We start from the raw sequence: 566 nt of genomic DNA, 5'->3' as shown, positions 1-566 counted from the left end.
TTTTTCCTCCGGGTTTTAACGGGATTTTTCCTTCTGCCCTTCTATGTAAGCAAATACCTGTTCACGGCTCCGGTCACTGACCGTTACAGCACAATAAGACGGATTCCACAAATGCCCTCCCCACAACTCTTTCTTTAGCTCTGGATACAAAAGGAACATCTGGCGCGCAAGATTCCCCTTCATGATTTTGATCATGTCTGAAATATAAAACTGTGGTCGACAATCTACAAGCAGATGAATATGATCCGGCATAACCTCCATAGCCAGGATTTGAAATTTATATTCCTGTGCAAGACTTTCCAGCATTTCTTTGCATTCCACATCAATTCCATCTTTTAAAACCTTTTTTCTATACTTGGTACACCAGACCAGATGATACTGCAGAGAGTACACATATCCTCTACCATATGAAAGATCATTTTTATTAATTGTAAACATATCTTTTCCCATAAAAACATTATACCATATACATAGGAATATATCAAACATTTGTTCTCATTTTTATCAAAAATCTTGCGCGTCTAACTCATCACTACTACAATATATTTATGGGTAATCCCCTTACT

Annotated in this window: 1 protein-coding gene; it reads right to left on the bottom strand. The window is 37.3% G+C overall.

Annotated elements, in window-relative coordinates:
- Positions 1 to 15 precede the first annotated feature (15 nt).
- Positions 16 to 450 carry an IS200/IS605 family transposase gene (tnpA, locus tag DW743_RS17870; RefSeq protein ID WP_117762303.1) on the bottom strand — a complete coding sequence of 145 codons (435 nt, stop codon included), beginning with the start codon at positions 448 to 450 and terminating at the stop codon, positions 16 to 18.
- Positions 451 to 566 lie beyond the last annotated feature (116 nt).

Origin of the sequence: Blautia sp. AM28-27 (genome assembly GCF_003480905.1) — a bacterium.
GTDB lineage: Bacteria > Bacillota > Clostridia > Lachnospirales > Lachnospiraceae > Fusicatenibacter > Fusicatenibacter saccharivorans.
The sequence above is the reverse complement of the archived record's forward strand: the minus strand, read 5'-3'. Positions and strand labels throughout refer to the sequence as shown.